We start from the raw sequence: 1,543 nt of genomic DNA, 5'->3' as shown, positions 1-1,543 counted from the left end.
GTTGAAATCTCCGAGTTTGTAATGCAATTTGCAGAAAAGACAAACGCAAATTTCCTTCCAAATTCTTGGTTTTGATGTACTTTTTAGCTTTATCGAGGGGTGGATTACTATTGTAAATGGAAGTTTATATTGGTACACTAATTGAAGTTTAAATTGGTACATTACTTACTCATATTCTTTAAATAAAATAAGGGTTTGTAATGAAAGGGGTTAAAGTGTATCATACAATAAAAGTTTTATCGGATAGAGGTTTTAGTATTCGGAGTATTTCTAAAAATTTAGGTATCTCTAAAACAACAGTTTTAAAGTATTTAAAAATAACAGGTAGTAACGATTTATCAAAACTCATATCAGTTCAAAGGGTAAGTGAATTCGATCAGTACAATGCATATTTAAAGGATCAACTAGAAGCCTACCCCTCAATGCGAATTACCAAGCTTTATCGCAAATTGAAAGAAAAATATCCTTCTCTTAATTGTGGTAAAAGAGCTTTGCATAATTATGTTCAAAAAATGAGTTTAGTAAAAAAAGGTTCTTCAAAGCGTTATTATGAGCCTATAGAAACATCTCCAGGACTACAAGTTCAAGTTGATCCAGGAGAGTCTAAAGTTAAATTTGAAGATGGTAATAATTATAAAATTTATTTTGTAGTTTTTATATTTTCATTTAGCAGAATGAAGTATGTTTATTTTCAGGATAGACCATTTAATACTTTAGATTTTATAAAATCTCATACAGAAGCATTTACTTTTTTTGGTTATAAATCAAAAGAATATGTTTATGATCAGACTAAACTTGTTGTAATAAATGAGAGGTATCGAGAGGTTTGGTTGAATGAAAAATTTCATCAATTTGCTCTTGAAAATAATTTCACACCCCAAGTTTGTGAAGGGTACGATCCCGAAAGTAAAGGTAAAGTTGAACGAGCTGTTAAAGAGGTTAAGGAAGATTTTTTATATGGCGATAAGTTTTTATCATTGGCAGATATTAGAATAAAATCTACTGATTGGTTAAGTCGTGTAAATAATGAAATACACTCAATAACAAATGAATCCCCGTCTGCATTATTTAAAGAAGAAATTACTCTTTGCAATATTTATAAATCTAAAGAATTGAGTTACAAAAAAAGACTTGTGGATAAAGTTAGTTTACTTTCATTTTTAGGGAATAAATATTCTGTACCTCAAAAATATCAAAACTCTTTCGTTAATGTAATTGTAAAAAATAAGATGCTTTTAGTATTTAGCATTGATGAAGACATAAAAATTGCAGAGCATCAATTAGGAGATGAAAAGGGAAAGCGTTTTATAAATAATAATCATTATAGAAATTATTCTGATAAGTTATTTGAGCTTAAGAAAAAAATTAAGGAGGAATCGAAAGATATTAAAAATTTTGATGAAGTTATTGATAGGATAGAAAAAAATAATCCTAAAATTTTGCGGGATCAAATTCGAGGATTATTAAAAATTGTAAGAAATAATTCAGTGACTGATCTTGAACAATTTGTCCCTATAATATTAAATTTAACTTTTTTGACAGC

At 27.9% G+C, this 1,543-nt stretch carries 1 protein-coding gene; it reads left to right on the top strand.

Going from position 1 to position 1,543, the window contains the following annotated elements:
* Window positions 1–200: 200 nt before the first annotated feature.
* Window positions 201–1,543 (top strand): IS21 family transposase (gene istA, locus U9R42_14770; protein MEA3497288.1); only part of this gene is annotated, 1,343 nt, incomplete at its 3' end.

The organism is Bacteroidota bacterium, assembly GCA_034723125.1.
Classification (GTDB): domain Bacteria; phylum Bacteroidota; class Bacteroidia; order CAILMK01; family JAAYUY01; genus JAYEOP01.
This window is presented reverse-complemented; position numbering and strand designations above follow the sequence as displayed.